Source organism: Paenibacillus naphthalenovorans (assembly GCF_001465255.1).
GTDB lineage: Bacteria > Bacillota > Bacilli > Paenibacillales > NBRC-103111 > Paenibacillus_G > Paenibacillus_G naphthalenovorans.
In genome coordinates this window covers 4,148,348-4,164,426 of record NZ_CP013652.1, presented here as the reverse complement: position 1 = coordinate 4,164,426, position 16,079 = coordinate 4,148,348, and the positions used below count along the sequence as shown (strand labels likewise).

Here is a 16,079-nt window from a genome sequence, read left to right as displayed (position 1 = left end):
AGGAGTTGATAAATGATGGTTACGCCCATTAATCGCTTTAGTGGATTGGCTAGCGGCATGGATATCGATTCCATTGTTAAAGGCCTAATGATGGCCCATAGAAAACCATTGGACGTCCTTAAACAAAAAAAGCAGTTAATAGAATGGCAGCGTGAAGATTATCGCGATATGAATACGAAGCTGTGGGATTATCGCAACAACAAATTGTTTAACTTTAAGTTGGAAGGTAATTTAAGTTCCAGAACGGCCACTTCCGCTAACGCGGATATTATTACAGCGAAAGCGACAGGCGATGCGCAGATCGGCCAATTGAATATTAAAGTAAACAATGTAGCTACAGCCGCCACAAATAGAAGTGCAAGCGATATACGAGCGAATTCGTCATTTGACCCGACAAAAACATTAGCGAGTCAAGCGGCTAATTTGGCAGGCACGCTAACACAGGTTACTCCGGCGACGAACCCTCCTACATATGAGACTTATGAAATTAAGATCAATGGCAGTAATGTGATTACGATCGATCCAAATGTAGATTCGCTTAATGATGTGATTGCCCGTATCAATGCAAATACGAATGTTACGTCTTTTTATGAAGTGGGGAGTACGGGAGGATTGGTCTCGTTTACTTCGAAGCAGACGGGAAAAGTGAATGGCGCCAATAAGGATTCAGCCAACATCACCTTCGAAAACGTAAAAGGGAACTTTACTACGGACATATTAAAGATAACGGGTGCAGGTACAGCAGCAACGGATGCATCTGTAGACATCAACGGGGTAACCGGGATAACGAAGAAGAGCAATACCTTTACCATTAATGGGGTGGAGCTTACGTTAAATCCACTGACCCCGGCAGGTTCTTCAACTACAGTCACAGTAAAAACAGATACGGACAAGATGGTTGAGAGCATAAAGGGCTTCATTAATGATTACAACGAAATCTTAAAAACGATGCAGGACAAAATCAACGAAAGCCGATTTCAAGGCTATCCACCGCTGAGTGACGAGCAGAAAAAAGAAATGAAGGATAGCGACATTGAGCTTTGGACCAAAAGGGCACGAAGCGGTCTTTTGAGGAACGACTCCTATCTTAGCCAAGCGGTCAGCGGCATGAGAATGGCGATCATGGCTCAAGTGGAAACAGGGAGCAAGGATTATAAAACGTTAAGCTCCATCGGTATAGAGACCGGTCAATATGTTGAAAACGGGAAGCTTTATCTTACTGACGAAAACAAGCTGAGAAAAGCCATCGAGGAAAATCCTGATGCTGTCATCGCGATGTTTACGGCTAATGGAAATGGCGATGCGGACCAATCTGATGTGGGAATTGCAGAACGGATTTATGATCAATTGAAAATAACATTAGACGGTCTGACGAGCAGAGCGGGAACAGCCGTATCTCTTTCAGATAATAGCGTTCTTGGGAAAAGATTATATGAAATGGATAAAGAGATTGATAAATGGAATGTACGGTTAAACGAAATTGAAAATCGATATTACAGACAATTTACTGCCATGGAGAGTGCTATTAGCAGATACAATTCTCAATCCTTATACTTAGCTAACGCATTCGGCGGAGCTTAATAGCAGGAGGATGGAAAATGATACAATCAGTACAAAGAAACAAATATTTGGAGGCCTCCGTTCATACGGCAACCCCAGCGCAGTTGTTGATCTTGTTATGTGACGGGGCTATACGTTTTTGCAGAGCGGCGATTGAAGCCATTAAGCAAAATAAATATGATGAAGCGAATTCCAATCTTTGCAGGGCTCAAGATATTATCAGCGAATTTATGATTACCTTAGACCCCCAATCGCCTATTTCGGATAATCTGATGAAGCTTTATGAATATTTTAATTACAGGTTGATTCAAGCAAATACAAAGAAAAATATTGAACCCGCTGAAGAAGTACTGGGATATTTAATTGAGCTGAAGGAAACATGGTTTCAAGCCTCAAAGCTAGTTCATCAGGGTAGTGCTGCCGGAGTAACCCATGGATGAGCTCATTCAAGAATTGGAACAACTCATGGGAGATTGGATGCAGTCTCTGTCGAACATGACCTATGAGGAGATATCAGCATATGTTGACAGTAGAGAACAAATCATTGAAAGGATGAAGAGCCACTCTTTATCCCCAATGGAACGAAACAAGTATACGGCCCGGGTACAGCGCTTGCTTCAGCATGATGCGCTAATCCTTGCCAAAATGAATGAGCTTAGAGATGAGGGCTTGCAAGGGACAAGTAAAATCAACCGGGGTCGATTGCAAAAAACGGCGTATGAAACAGAATTTGTTCTGGATAGTGTGTTCTTTGATCGGAAGAAATAGATGAGATGACTCTGGATGATTATTCCCGCAGAGGTTCAGTGAAAGATCGTTTTGCTCCTGGCTTCAAAAGCGAGGTGGCTGCGGTCTTTTTTGATTACCCGGGTTTTCGGCGTATGGAAAGGAACCGGGAGATGAAGTTTGTTAAAAGAATAAGGTAAGTCAAACGTCCAGGTTGATGTTGGCTCATGCTAACCCAACGCTGCGGACTATACTTCAATGAATAAGTAAGTAATAATACTCACAGACATGCTGTGAGTATTATTTTGCCTGTGGACAATGTGCATAACTCTGTTGATAACTTTGCGGGAAATGTCGAAAAACCGCGACATAACGGGCTTTTTGGCTGTGAATAGATTATCAAGAGAATGTTAATACGAGAATTTTCAAAATATTTTTATAACACGCTGATGTCGCATTGACATGGGTAAGTTTGGAGTGATATATTCGAAATGTAGGCTACAGCTTGCAGTTATTTGATAACGAAGGGAATGTTTTTGCATGCAAGGTAAAGTTAAATGGTTTAATGCAGAAAAAGGCTACGGTTTCATCGAACGCGAAGACGGGGGCGACGTATTCGTGCATTTCTCCGCTATTCAAGCCGATGGCTTCAAGACGCTGGAAGAAGGTCAATCCGTTGAGTTTGATATCGTAGAGGGCGCACGCGGTCCTCAAGCGGCTAACGTCATCAAGTTGTAATCATCCGGTCGGGATTCGGCCGCATTTATAGATGGTTATGTTTGAAGATGGCTGACACCCTGGGAGCAATTCCAGGGTGTTTTTTTGTATGCGCATACCTTCCAATCGGCTGGAAAATGGTATGTGTATTTCTTGTGAAAGGAATGTTAAAGGATTTTTAATGCGGCAGGAGAATATGGTATAATGTAGGTATGAAAGGAGGAGTACTACATGAAATTCAACATACGTGGTGAAAACATCGAAGTGACAGAAGCGTTGAGAGATCATGTTGAAAAAAAGCTGAGTAAGCTGGAAAGGTACTTTGAAGCTCCCCCTACATCTGAAGTTAACGTAACATTGAGTGTCGTGAAGGGCATGCATGCCATTGAGGTGACGATCCCGCTTACAGGCTTGTTGTTGAGGGCGGAAGAAAAGCATGCCGATATGTATGCCTCGGTCGATCTGGTGGTAGACAAGCTGGAGCGGCAGATTCGGAAGGCCAAGACGAAGGCTAACCGCAAAATCCGCCAAGAAGGCGGTCTTAAAGATTTATTCCGGGTAGAATCGGAACCAGGCGCTTCCTCTGCTCTTGAAGAAGACGACGAATACGAATTGGTACGGACGAAGCGGTTTACGCTGAAGCCGATGGATGTGGAAGAAGCCATTCTGCAAATGAATATGGTAGGCCACAATTTCTTTGTTTTTGCTAACTCCGATACGGAACAGGTCAACGTGGTGTATAAACGCGACGACGGGAGATACGGTTTAATTGAGCCGGCCCGGTAATCTGATCATTTGAAAGATCTGAGCTTGCCTGAAACGCCGATGGAACATCGTAAGATGCCTGCGGCGCATGATGGCAGGCTCTTTTCAGTAATATAAGGAAATACAGCGGTTTGTTGCGGCGAGAAGAGCAAACTGCTACAATTTAGATTATATGATATTGTTCGAAGAGGAGAAAGGGGATTAGCTGCATGCTAGGACTCGTGAAAAAAATATTTGGCGATTCGAATGATCGCGAACTGAAGAGGATGTGGAAGACGGTTGAATATATCAACTCGTTGGAAGAATCCATTCAGACGCTAACCGATCAAGATTTGCGTAATAGAACGAACGAATTCCGCAACCGTTTGGAGAATGGCGAGGATCTGGACGATCTGCTGCCGGAAGCTTTTGCGGTTGTAAGGGAAGCCTCCAAACGTGTGCTTGGCAAGCGTCATTATGACGTACAGCTTATCGGCGGTATGGTACTGCATGAAGGCCGGATCGCAGAAATGCGGACAGGTGAAGGAAAGACACTGGTCGGTACGCTTCCGGTATATTTGAATGCGCTCTTGGGCAAAGGCGTTCATGTGGTCACGGTCAATGATTATTTGGCTCAGCGCGACAGCGCCGAGATGGGCAAAATATATGAATTTTTGGGCATGACCGTCGGCGTAAACCTGGCGAATCTGGGGCATGCGGAGAAACAGCAAGCCTATGCTTGCGATATTACGTACGGTACGAACAACGAGTTCGGATTCGACTATTTGCGCGACAACATGGTCGTATATAAAGAACAGATGGTGCAAAGACCGCTTTATTATGCGGTCATCGACGAGGTCGATTCTATTTTGGTCGATGAGGCCCGTACACCGCTGATTATTTCCGGACAAGCTGCCAAATCGACCGCCATGTATTTGACAGCGGATAATTTTGTAAGGGGTCTGAAGGAAGAAGAAGACTATGTGATTGATGTGAAGCTGCGCTCGGTTACGTTGACGGAGGCCGGGGTGGAGAAAGCGGAAAAAGCGTTCGGCATTGAGAACTTATTCGATCATGAGCATGTGACGCTCAACCATCATATCCAACAGGCATTGAAAGCACACGCAATTATGCGCCGCGACGTAGATTACGTCGTGAATGACGGCGAGATCGTCATTGTCGATGAATTTACCGGACGGTTGATGACGGGCCGCCGCTACAGCGAAGGGCTTCACCAGGCGATTGAAGCGAAGGAGAAACTGCAAGTACAGAACGAGTCGATGACGCTGGCGACCATTACGCTGCAGAACTACTTCCGGATGTACCGCAAGCTGTCGGGGATGACGGGTACGGCCAAGACAGAGGAAGAAGAGCTGAAGAAAATATACGGGCTGGACGTTATTGTCGTTCCGACCAACAAACCGATGATCCGTCAAGATTTGCCGGACGTTGTATATAAGTCGATAGGCAGCAAGTTTCGTGCCGTAGTGAATGAGATCGTAGAGCGCCATAAGAAGAACCAGCCGGTGCTGGTCGGTACGGTATCGATTGAGAACTCCGAGCGGCTGTCCGAAATGCTGAAGAAAAAAGGCGTGAAGCATCAGGTTCTGAATGCAAAATACCATGCCGAGGAGGCGGAAATTGTCTCCCGTGCGGGCCAGCCTGGCGCGGTAACGATCGCCACCAACATGGCGGGCCGCGGAACCGACATTATGCTGGGAGAAGGTGTAGCCGAAATCGGAGGCCTGCATATTATAGGTACGGAGCGCCACGAAAGCCGACGGATCGATAACCAGCTGCGCGGACGTGCCGGACGCCAGGGGGATCCGGGGTCTTCCCAGTTTTACTTGTCGCTGGAAGATGACCTGATGCGCCGTTTCGGTGCGGAGAACATTATGGGCATGATGGATCGCCTGGGCTTTGAGGAAGACCAACCGATTGAAAGCAAGCTGATTACCAAAGCCATCGAATCCGCACAGAAGCGTGTGGAAGGCAACAACTTCGATGTACGGAAGATCGTTCTTCAGTACGACGACGTGATGAACCAGCAGCGGGAAATCATTTACAAGCAGCGCCGCGAAGTGATCGAATCCGAAAATATCCGTGATATCGTGCTCGGGATGATGATGCCAGTCATCGACCGCATCGTTGAAGCCCACTGCTCCGATGATCAGGTACCGGAGGATTGGGACCTGCAGGCGATTGTCGATTACGCCAACGGAACGTTCCTGCATGAAGGTCAGCTGACGGCCGAAGAGCTGTGGGGTAAAGAAAAAGAAGAGATCATCGAGTACATGAAGGATCTCTTGAGAAGACTGTATGAAGAGCGCGAGAAGCAGATCGGCGAAGAATTCATTCGTGAATTTGAGAAGGTTGTAGTGCTTCGTGCGGTCGACAGCAAGTGGATGGATCATATTGATGCGATGGACCAGCTTCGCCAAGGGATTCATCTTCGTGCGTACGGCGGTACGGATCCTTTACGTGAATATCAATTCGAGGGCTATGAGATGTTCCAGGAGATGATCCAGAGCATCCAGGAAGAAGTGGCTACTTACATTATGAAGGCCCATGTAGAGACCAATCTCGTGCGTGAAGCCGTGGCCGAGGAACATGAGATCGCCACCAATAGCAGCGATGGAGCGCCCGCGCCGAAGAAGCCTGTCGTGAACGAAGACAAGATTGGCCGTAATGATTTGTGCCCATGCGGCAGCGGCAAAAAATACAAGCAGTGCCACGGAGTTTAAAAATAAAGAGAACAAGACGTCGGAAAAGGAGGTCGGGGGAATCGCTCCGGTCTCTTTTTCTGCTAAAACTACGGACAGAGGTGTTTTGACATGTTAGAAGCAGATGTGAAGCGTGATTTACAAGAAACGGCCAAGCGATTGGCTGAGCTTAGGGGGTCTCTTTGACTTAGATCTCAAGCTGGAGCAAGTGGCGGATTACGAGGAAAAAATGTCGGCGCCCGATTTCTGGGACGACAACGAGCGTGCGCAGAAGTTGATTGCCGAAGCGAACGGAGTTAAAAGCGTGGTGGATCAGTTTCAAGCGTTGGCTTCGGAGTACGAGGATCTCGAAGTGCTGGTGGAGCTGATGCAGGAAGAGAAAGATGAGAGCATGGCCGGGGACATTGAAAAGGGGATTGCCGCTCTCGTTAAGAAGCTCGAGGACTTTGAGCTGCAGCTGCTCCTAAGCCAGCCGTATGACCGGCTGAATGCCATTCTGGAGCTGCATCCGGGTGCGGGCGGCACGGAGTCGCAGGATTGGGCCGAGATGCTGCTTCGCATGTACCGCCGCTGGGCGGAGAAGAGAGACTTCAAAGTCGAGGTGCTCGACTATTTGCCGGGCGACGAGGCCGGTGTGAAGAGTGTAACGCTGCTGATTAAGGGTTATAACGCCTACGGTTATTTGAAGGCGGAAAAAGGCGTTCACCGGCTGGTACGCATCTCGCCGTTCGATGCATCCGGACGCAGGCACACGTCGTTCGTTTCTTGCGATGTTATGCCCGAAATCGATGATGACGTGGAGGTCGAGATCCGAACCGAGGATCTTAAGGTGGACACGTACCGTTCCAGCGGCGCAGGCGGACAGCACATCAATACGACCGACTCGGCTGTGCGGATTACGCACATTCCGACTGGCGTCGTGGTTAGCTGTCAAACGGAGCGCTCGCAAATCAAGAACCGGGAGCGCGCGATGAAGATGCTCCGGTCGAAGCTGTACGAGAAGAAAATTGAAGAGCAGCAGAAGCAACTGGCGGAAATCCGCGGAGAGGTATCCGATATCGCCTGGGGGAGCCAGATCCGTTCGTACGTATTCCATCCGTACAGCATGGTGAAGGACCACAGGACGCAGGCGGAAACCGGGAACGTGAATGCCGTGATGGATGGTGAGCTCGATATGTTTATAGACGCTTACCTGCGCCAGCAGATTACGAAGCCGGAAAAAGAAAGCTGAGAAACATAAAGCGGAGTGTCCAAGCTCATCCTACACTAGAAACGCACAAATCCTCCCGGTTGCCCTCGGCCTCTATATGGAGCCGGTGAGCTATCAGGGGAGGCCGCGGGTGAAGTGTAGGATTTTTTTGCATAGGGCAGGGGGTATGACGGGTGCAGGATGCCATGACAAATCAGAGTGAGACTGCATTGACTAGAATGAGTAAATACGGCTCCCGCCGCCGGCGGGGGGGCAGCAGACGTTCACAAAGCACATGGAGCCACCGTTTAATGGAATATGCGCTGCTTTTGCTCGGATCGGTGATCATAGCGGTCAGCTTTAATGTATTTTTGAATCCGAATCAGGTGGCGTCTGGCGGGGTATCGGGCATCAGCATTATTGTCAACAGCATGTTCGGGATCGAGCCGGCGATTACACAATGGGCGCTGAATATTCCTTTGTTTCTGGCCGGTACAGTGCTGCTGGGGAAGCAATTCGGCGTGAAAACGGCCCTCGGTTCGGTTTTGCTGCCGCTGCTCGTTTTCCTTACACGTAATCTGCCGCCGCTGACCGACAATATGCTGCTCGCCAGTATTTATGGCGGGATACTCATCGGGATTGGACTCGGGCTGGTTTTCCGGGGCAGGGGATCGACCGGCGGTTTGGATCTGGCGGCACAAATTTTGCATAAATATACAGGTATTGGTCTGGGCTTATGCATTGCGCTGCTGGATGGGCTGGTGATTGGAACAGCGGGTCTGCTGATTTCACCGGAGAAGGCCATGTATGCGCTGATCGGACTTTTTGTGACGAGCAAGACCATCAATGTGGTGCAGGTAGGTTTAAGCTACTCTAAAGTGGCTTTTATTATCTCGAAGTCGGAGCAAGCGCTGCAGAAGGCTATTCTCTATGAGCTCGACAGGGGACTTACGAAGCTGCAAGCTACCGGCGGCTATACAGGAGAGGAAAAGACGGTATTGATGGTTGTCGTAGGGCAGACGGAAGTGAGCCGGCTCAAAGAGTTGGTGCGCAGGATTGACCCCGGCGCTTTCGTTATTCTGAGCGATACGAACGAAGTGTTCGGGGAAGGGTTTAAGCTAAACGGAACAGGAGGAACCAGCCCATAAAAGGACCGGTTCCTCCTGTTTTTTGATAAAGAAGTTTAAATGTTCAAAACTGAATACCTCGCTCATCAACGAATAGGCCGATAGCGGTTTTCTTATTCCAAACGCTCCGGATGCGAATATACATTAAATGTATTTCCTCTTATAAACCCTATAACGGTAATGCCCAGGTCGTCGGCAAGCTCCAGCGCCAGATCGGTGGGCGCCGATTTGGAAAGCAGAATGCCAACGCCCATCTTGGCTGTCTTGAGCAGCACTTCCGAGCTTACCCGGCCGCTGAAGGCGACGGCGGTATCCTTCATGGACACACGCTCCCTCAGGCAGTGCCCGTACACCTTGTCAAGCGCATTGTGGCGGCCGATATCGGTCCGGGTAACGAGCAGCTTCTCTCTGGAGCAGAGCGCCGCATTGTGCACCCCGCCCGTTTGACGGAAAACATCGGAGCCTTCTTGCAATTGGCGAATCAGCTTGAGGCATTCGTCGGGTGTAATGCGCGAACGGGTCATCACCGTTTTGGCCGTCCGCACATCACTGCGCAGGTAGAACTGGCGGCTTTTGCCGCAGCATGATCCGATCACGCGCTTGGAATGATCCATCACTTTCCCGCGCTCGGGATAGAGCAGTGTAACATCGGCGAATCCCCGGCTCGTATTGAGCTGCAGGCGGGTAACCTCGTTCGCTTCCCGGATCACTCCTTCGGAGGCTAAAAATCCGAAAACCATGTCCTCTATATCCGAAGGGGTGCATACGATGGTGGCGAATTCTTCGCCATCCAACCGGATGGTTAACGGCGTTTCCTTGGCAATAGGATCTTCTTGCTCGCTAAGCAGCTGCCCGTCATAACGCCATACCGTTCGGGTCGAAACCGAGACATCCACGGCGGTCATTCGCTTACCAGCTCCAATTCGTCGATTCTGCGTTCCACATATTTTGTATCTTTATGGGCATGGTACGTTTCAGCCTTTTCCACGATAACAGTGGTGTTGTATTCCGGAATCCCCGCGTGCGGTTCATAGACTCCTTTGGGAATGATGACATTTCCTTCCGGCCAATGAACCTCGATATTGCCGGATTTGACCTCAGCCCATTTGGCCCGGCCATGGAATACGCCATATTTATTATAAACGACAATGGCGTCGCCCTCTTGCAGCTGCTGTGCTTTGCCGTCCTCCGCATTCATCAGGACGTCGTAACGGTCCGCCCCGTTGAACGGGTCGGTTTCACTGTACACCATAGAGTTGAACTGCTTGCCTCGTCTGGTCGTAGCAAAATAGTGGCCTTCCGGCTTGCGCAGCTCAGGAAGCTCAATAGGGATCAGATTCCCCCGTCCGTCCGGCGTAGGGCAGATTCCGTCTTCACAAAGCCATGCTCCACCCCATTGGAACACGTCACCACGTTTGCTCAGGTGCTGAATGCCGTCGTAATTTGGCGCAGCCTTTGCAATTTCCGCACGGACGGCAGCAGCGTCTTTAAACTGGATCAAATGCGCCTGCTCAGGCTTTACACGCGAAGCCAAGTCGACATAAATCTCCCATTCCGAACGGGCTTCCGGCATACGGGGCCCGTCAATTTCAGGCGAAAAGTACACCATGCGTTCAGTTGACGTGGACGTTCCGCCGCCCGGCTGCTCATAGCGGGTCATAGCAGGCAGGACGATGACCGTTTCTTTGGCATCCACCAGTGTAGACGTGTTCAGCATAATATCTTGGTGTACCCGCAGCTCTACGTTTTGCAAACAGCGTTCCACGAAGTCAGGGTCAGGCATCGTCTCCAGGAAGTTGCCGCCGGAAGTGTAGAATGTTTTCAGCTTCCGTTCGTGATCATCGGGGAGCAGCGCGTTCTCGAGCGTGACTCCAACGATGTCCCCCTGCCACTCGGGCAGCTTAAAGCCCCATACCTTTTCGATTCTTGCAATGTCGGCGCCTTTAAACTCTCCGCCGGGCAAGCTGAACGGGTCTGCTCCCATCTCGCCGGAGCCCTGTACGCCGCTGTGTCCGCGGATGGGCATGAGTCCGCAGTGTTCGCGGCCGAGGAACCCCCTAAGCAGCGCGAGATTAGCCACTTGCGAGATGTTGTCCGTACCGAAGCGGTGCTGAGTCAGCCCCATGCTCCAGACGAAGACAGCCGACTTCGCTTGAGCGAGCAATACGGCGAATTCACGCATTCTTTCGCGCGAGAGTCCGGACGATTGTTCGAGCAGCGCCCAATCCTGTTTCATGACATGGGCACGCAGCTCTTCATAGCCGTTCGTGTGCTCACGGACGAAATCCAGGTTTACGGCCGATCCGGGAGCAGCTTCTTCCATTTCGAACCAATGCTTCATTACGCCGTTCATGAAGGCAATGTCCCCGCCGATGTTCACCTGATAGAAATCGTCCGTAATTTTCGTACCGAATAGCGCGGATTCGGCAACAGACGGAATCCAATATTGATCCATAGAAGGCTCATGGTAAGGGTTGATCGCAATGATCTTGGTCCCTTTCCGTTTGGCGGCATACATATACTTGGTGGATACCGGCTGGTTGTTTGCGGCTACGCTGCCCCAGAACACCAGCACATCCGTACCGATCCAATCTTTGTAGTTGCAGCTGGACGCCCCGATACCGACCGAACGCTTCAGAGCGGTTTTGGACGGCGAGTGGCAGATCCGGGAGGCGTTGTCGATATGATTCGTCCCTAAGAACCGGGCCACTTTCGCAGCGACATAATAGGATTCATTGGTAATTCCGCGGGCCGTCAAGTAAAAAGCCAGCTGCTTGGGATCGATGCTGCGGATTTTGCCGGCAATCGTGTCGAGTGCTTCATCCCATGACAAACGGCTGAAACGGCTCTCCCCGGAGCGGCGGATTAAAGGATAGGGAATACGGCCCAATTTACGAAGTTCCGTGCTGTTCAGCTTACGGAGCTCTTCGATATCCGAATGCAGAATTTTTTCGGGAATGGCCGGCATGGTGTTGAGCCGGAGCACGTTCAAACGCGTCGTACACAAATGAGGTCCTTCCAGCGTCTGATCTCTCAAACCGGACACTCCCAGCGCGCAGCCGTCGCAAACGCCCTGAGTCAGAATACGGTAAGCGTATGGAAGCTGGTCGCGATTATCCCAAACGACTTTTAATGTGTCACGAATATGCCGGGGTTTGATCCGATTGAGACCGAACGGCATTTTGCTGACCCACAGCTTCGGGTCCGGACGACTGGGGAGGCTGATGCGCCCTGAATGTTTTGTTTTACCCATGAATAATGACCACCTTGTATAATTTTATTTTTGGGAAATTTGATGGAATGAAAAAAGCCGCAAAGATTCGGTTTCCTCAAGTCCGTTAGTCGGAATAAAGGATTGAATCTGTTGCGGCGGTTAGTCTTGAGCAGGTTCGCTGCCAAGTGCCAACGGCACATGTATTTTAGTGTGCATATTCTTATGAGGAGCTAAATTTCTTTTGAATATCCTGATCGAATACAAAAATGCTCATGCCTACATCTTTATCCAAATCAATATCCAGAAACAAATCGAGGAACTGTGCCCCAAGAAGCTCTTCCATTTCGACAGGACGGTTGGTCCGGTACATTTCCTTGATCATTTCGGTCCGGGCTGTACGAAGCGCATGCTTGCCGTCGCTTGCGGAAGCAATAAATTTCTCTACGGGGGACAGATGCCCTTCCATTTCGCAGATCGCCCAGTTTTTGCAGAAAGTGGTGCGAATCTCACGAGGTCCCTTTCCTATATGGCGTTTACGAAACGCCCTCACCAAATTACTGAATTCGGCTTCTGTTTTATTCATTCCGAACAGCTCCGTTTTGTGGCAACGTTTTCTCCAAATCTATTTTAGCATGCACGGATAGCTGTTTCAAGATAAAAAAGGCCATTTCGACTCAAACGGAGACGTTGCTCTTGATTGAGCCGCCTGGGTGGGTTACGATGAGAAGGGGGAATAACGTCAGTTGCCCGAATGGCTGGATTTGGTGCGGAAATCATCATGAACAGGCCATATATATAAGAGGAAACGCATTGAATTATTATACTTTCGAATGTATAATAATACATAGTTTTTATGTGGAGGGAACGGAACCATGTCTACGAAATTAAGAGCGGCCATCGTCGGTTCGACGGGCTACGGGGGGGTAGAGCTCATCCGGCTTTTGCTGGCGCATCCGCATGTGGCCATCACTTCAGTGATCTCGTCTTCCAACGCCGGGGCGTCGATCGCGGACGGATATCCGCATTTGAATCAAATCCTGACCGATAAGCTGGATGCCGTGGATGTCGATTTGATCCGTGAGAAGGCGGATGTTGTCTTTCTGGCGACGCCGCATGGCGTAAGTACGGAGCTGTCGCCGAAGCTTGTCGATGCGGGGTTGAAAGTGATCGATATCTCCGGTGATTTTCGTCTGAAATCCGGCAGGGATTACGAAGCCTGGTACAAACACAAGGCTGCGGATCCCGCTTATATCGCAAGGGCGGTTTACGGATTGGCCGAGGTCTTCGCCGATGAGATACGGGGGGCTGAGTTTATTTCGAACCCCGGCTGTTACCCGACCGCCACGCTGCTGGGGCTGGCTCCGATTGCAGCGAGCGGTTGGATGGATCCGAAATCCGTCATTGCGGACGCGAAATCGGGCGTGTCGGGAGCGGGCCGCGGGCTCAGTCTGACGGTTCATTATTCGGAAATTAATGAGAATTTTCTTGCCTACAAAGTAAATAAGCATCAGCATACGCCGGAGATTGAGCAGACGCTGAGCCGTCTGGCCGGTGAAGAGATCGTCATGACATTTACGACTCACCTTGTTCCGATGACAAGGGGAATCCTGTCGACCATTTATGTAAACCTGAAAGAACGCCGCAGCGAGGACGAGATATTCGATCTTTACCGCAAATACTACGAGGGACGCAGATTCGTCCGTATTCGTGACAAAGGCAAGTATCCGGCCACGAAAGAAGTATGGGGCTCCAATTATTGCGATATCGGCTTGTCCCTTGATCCGCGGACGGGTCGTTTGACGATTATATCCGTTATAGATAATGTTGTAAAGGGCGCGGCCGGGCAGGCGGTCCAAAACTTGAATTTGATGATGGGCTGGGATGAAGCGACGGGTCTTGCATTCACCCCGGTGTATCCATAACGCGCTAAGGAACGGTGAGGAGAAGGATGGCTATGTTAGGCAAGGATTCGTTCGTGATCTTATCGGAAGGGTCCGTAACGACACCGAAAGGATTTCGGGCAGGCGGACTGCACTGCGGTCTGAAAAAGACGGAGCGCCACGATCTTGGCGCCATCGTGTGCGAGGTGCCGGCGCAGGCTGCAGGCGTGTATACGCTGAACCAATTTCAGGCGGCGCCGCTGCGCGTGACTCAAGAGAGCATTGCGCAAGGAGGTACCCTGCAGGTGATGCTCGTGAACAGCGGGAACGCGAACGCATGCACCGGTCAGCAGGGAGAAGACGATGCCCGTGCCATGCGAACGGCGGGCGCCAAGGCGTTCGGCGTCGCCGAGCATCTGGTCGGCGTCACGTCTACAGGCGTGATCGGCGAGCTGCTGCCGATGCCCAAGGTGCTAAGTGGGATCGAGAGGCTGCCGGGCGAGGTGAAGGCTGACGGCGGGGACGATTTCTGCCAGGCGATTCTTACGACGGATCTGGTGAAAAAGGAGATTTGTGTCAGCCTGACCGTGGACGGCCGTACGGTCCATATCGCCGGCGCGGCGAAGGGCTCGGGCATGATTCATCCGAATATGGCAACGATGCTCGGGTTCATGACGACGGATGCGAACATCGATAGCGCACACCTGCAAAAGCTGCTGAACGAGGTTACGGATTCCACTTTCAATATGATTACAGTGGACGGCGATACGAGCACGAACGATATGGTCGTTGTCATGGCAAGCGGCCTTGCGGGCGGAGAGAGCCTGACACCGGAGCATAAAGACTGGCCGGCGTTTGCGGCAGCCTTCCACTATGTCGGTGAATATTTGGCCAAAGCGATCGCTCGCGACGGCGAAGGCGCGACCAAGCTGATCGAGGTAACGGTGAGCGGCGCGGCATCCCGGGAAGCGGCGCGCGCCATCGTCAAAACCGTGATCGGCTCGAGTTTGGTGAAATCCGCCTGCTTCGGCGCCGATGCGAACTGGGGACGCATTATTGCGGCCGTCGGCCGTGCGGGGCATCCGGTGCAAACGGAGACGGTAGACATCCGCCTTGGCGACATTGTCGTGCTGACGCAGTCGCGTCCGGTGAAATTCGATGAGGAACGGGCGGCCGAATATCTGAAGGGCGAGTTCGTGCAAATCCATGTGAATCTGAACATGGGTAACCATACCGCCACCGGCTGGGGCTGCGATTTGACGTATGATTATGTAAGGATCAACGCAGCTTATAGGACATAGTGCGTACATATACAAATAAAAGAGTATTTTTGCGGCCTGGACTGGAACGGGAAAGGGCACGGCCGATCAAAAAGGGGAAACGGTTCGGATGAGCAATTGTTTTGTAATGAAATGCGGCGGCAGTACGCTGGCGGCGCTGCCGGATGTTTTTTTTGAGGATTTGAAAAGGCTGCAGGAGGAAGGCCTGATTCCGGTCATCGTCCATGGCGGAGGTCCGGCCATATCGGACACGCTGGGAAAGCTCGGCATTGAGACCGAGTTCGTGAACGGCCTGCGCCGGACGAACGAAGCCGTGCTGGATGTAGTCGAAATGGTGCTTGCGGGACAAATTAACAAAGAGATTGTCCGCAAAATCCAGCGCTCCGGAGCCAAAGCGCTCGGCCTCTCCGGAGTCGACGGCCACCTGATTCAAGCGGCGCCAGTGGCCAACGCTGATGAGGTCGGGCTTGTCGGCGATGTAACGCATGTGAACGCTGAGCTCGTACAGGGTATCGTGGACATGGGTTATATACCTGTCATCGCGCCTGTAGGTATTGGAACCGACGGCGGCCAGCGCTACAATATCAATGCGGACACGGCGGCAGGGGCGGTAGCGTCTCATATCGGCGTGGAGCGGATGATTGTGGTAACGGACGTTCCGGGCATTATGAAGACCGTAGACGGAGAGAAAAGGGTGCTGCCCTCCGTGACGGTGCAGGAAATCGATGAAATGATCGCAAGCGGCGAAATTTACGGCGGAATGATCCCGAAAGTGCGCGCGGCGGTGCAATGTATTCAAGGAAAGGTGCGCGAGGTTGTGATCGTCAACGGAGCTGAGCCGCAAGTGCTGAGCAAAGCGCTCAAGGGCGGCGGCATCGGAACGCGCATCGTCAGGCAATAAAGAACCTTTTTGAAGGAT

14 protein-coding genes are annotated in these 16,079 nt (G+C 51.0%); 11 read left to right on the top strand and 3 right to left on the bottom strand.

Annotation, left to right across the window (positions count from 1 at the left end; translation table 11 throughout):
- The first annotated feature begins 12 nt into the window (after positions 1-12).
- From fliD to IJ22_RS20360, 8 genes are all read left to right on the top strand, one after another.
- A complete protein-coding gene (gene fliD, locus IJ22_RS20395; protein WP_062410131.1) occupies positions 13-1,581 on the top strand; it encodes a flagellar filament capping protein FliD in 1,569 nt (522 codons plus the stop codon).
- Between the two features lie 17 nt (positions 1,582-1,598).
- On the top strand, positions 1,599-2,000 hold the full coding sequence (fliS, locus tag IJ22_RS20390) for a flagellar export chaperone FliS (RefSeq protein ID WP_062410130.1): 402 nt from the start codon (positions 1,599-1,601) through the stop codon (positions 1,998-2,000).
- Complete coding sequence (gene fliT / locus IJ22_RS20385; RefSeq protein WP_062410129.1) at positions 1,993-2,328, top strand: flagellar protein FliT; 336 nt, start codon at positions 1,993-1,995, stop codon at positions 2,326-2,328. Before fliS ends, fliT begins: the two co-directional genes overlap by 8 nt.
- Before the next feature lie 498 nt (positions 2,329-2,826).
- Complete coding sequence (locus IJ22_RS20380) at positions 2,827-3,024, top strand: cold shock domain-containing protein (protein ID WP_062410128.1); 198 nt, start codon at positions 2,827-2,829, stop codon at positions 3,022-3,024.
- Between the two features lie 210 nt (positions 3,025-3,234).
- Positions 3,235-3,789: a ribosome hibernation-promoting factor, HPF/YfiA family gene (gene hpf / locus IJ22_RS20375; protein WP_062410127.1), complete on the top strand. Its 555-nt coding sequence runs from the start codon at positions 3,235-3,237 to the stop codon at positions 3,787-3,789.
- A 188-nt stretch (positions 3,790-3,977) separates the two neighbouring features.
- Entirely contained in the window at positions 3,978-6,491 is a 2,514-nt protein-coding gene (gene secA, locus IJ22_RS20370; protein ID WP_062410126.1) for a preprotein translocase subunit SecA, read from the top strand.
- Positions 6,492-6,581: 90 nt separating this feature from the next.
- Positions 6,582-7,701, top strand: a protein-coding gene (prfB, locus tag IJ22_RS20365) for a peptide chain release factor 2 (protein WP_145862553.1) whose coding sequence is annotated in 2 segments (ribosomal slippage) — positions 6,582-6,653 and positions 6,655-7,701 — 1,119 coding nt in all. Because the reading frame shifts where the segments join, the coding sequence is not laid out codon by codon here.
- Between the two features lie 164 nt (positions 7,702-7,865).
- Positions 7,866-8,807, top strand: a complete 942-nt coding sequence (locus tag IJ22_RS20360; RefSeq protein ID WP_137670920.1) for a YitT family protein — start codon at positions 7,866-7,868, stop codon at positions 8,805-8,807.
- Positions 8,808-8,899: 92 nt separating this feature from the next.
- Here IJ22_RS20360 and fdhD read toward each other — a convergent pair whose 3' ends face one another.
- From fdhD to IJ22_RS20345, 3 genes are all read right to left on the bottom strand, one after another.
- Positions 8,900-9,691, bottom strand: a complete 792-nt coding sequence (fdhD, locus tag IJ22_RS20355; RefSeq protein ID WP_062410125.1) for a formate dehydrogenase accessory sulfurtransferase FdhD — start codon at positions 9,689-9,691, stop codon at positions 8,900-8,902.
- A complete protein-coding gene (locus IJ22_RS20350) occupies positions 9,688-12,039 on the bottom strand; it encodes an FdhF/YdeP family oxidoreductase (protein WP_062410124.1) in 2,352 nt (783 codons plus the stop codon). The genes fdhD and IJ22_RS20350 overlap by 4 nt, the downstream gene beginning before the upstream one ends.
- 181 nt (positions 12,040-12,220) lie before the next feature.
- Complete coding sequence (locus tag IJ22_RS20345) at positions 12,221-12,583, bottom strand: Na-translocating system protein MpsC family protein (protein ID WP_062410123.1); 363 nt, start codon at positions 12,581-12,583, stop codon at positions 12,221-12,223.
- Between the two features lie 289 nt (positions 12,584-12,872).
- On the opposite strand from IJ22_RS20345, the gene argC reads away from it, so the two are divergent.
- The 3 genes from argC to argB all read left to right on the top strand — a co-directional run bounded on the left by argC (position 12,873) and on the right by argB (position 16,061).
- The gene (argC, locus tag IJ22_RS20340; RefSeq protein WP_062410122.1) at positions 12,873-13,922 is read left to right on the top strand and encodes an N-acetyl-gamma-glutamyl-phosphate reductase; all 1,050 of its coding nucleotides are present in this window, start codon (positions 12,873-12,875) and stop codon (positions 13,920-13,922) included.
- A 26-nt stretch (positions 13,923-13,948) separates the two neighbouring features.
- A complete protein-coding gene (gene argJ / locus IJ22_RS20335) occupies positions 13,949-15,181 on the top strand; it encodes a bifunctional glutamate N-acetyltransferase/amino-acid acetyltransferase ArgJ (RefSeq protein ID WP_054817656.1) in 1,233 nt (410 codons plus the stop codon).
- Positions 15,182-15,269: 88 nt separating this feature from the next.
- Positions 15,270-16,061: an acetylglutamate kinase gene (argB, locus tag IJ22_RS20330; protein WP_062410121.1), complete on the top strand. Its 792-nt coding sequence runs from the start codon at positions 15,270-15,272 to the stop codon at positions 16,059-16,061.
- The last annotated feature ends 18 nt before the right edge of the window (positions 16,062-16,079 follow it).